The following is a 326-nucleotide window of genomic DNA, read 5'->3' on the forward strand; positions in this document are numbered from 1 at the left end:
TGGGTTCAGGCTCAGAGAAGAGCAGTTTCAAGGTTATTGAAATGATGCTTTTTCAAATACTCACTCAACCCCTGAAGCGAGTTGACTTCCAGAAAAACAACCGGAGTCAACTTGATAGAGAAAAATTTGTTCAGATCCGCGCAATATTGATTAACCTCCATCGACTCAAATCCATATTCATCAATGTCGCTTTCCCACTCGATACTCGCTTGTTCACATTTCAGTATTTTTGCTGCAAGTGCAACAAGATAACCTGACAACGCTTCGTCTAACTCACCCATTATTCACCTCTATTTCATCCAGAAATCACAACACTAACTCCGTGT

General features: G+C 40.8%; 1 protein-coding gene. It reads right to left on the bottom strand.

The features are described 5' to 3' along the window. Window positions 1-11 precede the first annotated feature (11 nt). Entirely contained in the window at window positions 12-281 is a 270-nt protein-coding gene (locus tag FAZ14_RS07135; protein WP_016940742.1) for an acyl carrier protein, read from the bottom strand. Window positions 282-326 lie beyond the last annotated feature (45 nt).

Origin of the sequence: Dickeya oryzae (assembly GCF_009372235.1) — a bacterium.
Classification (GTDB): domain Bacteria; phylum Pseudomonadota; class Gammaproteobacteria; order Enterobacterales; family Enterobacteriaceae; genus Dickeya; species Dickeya oryzae.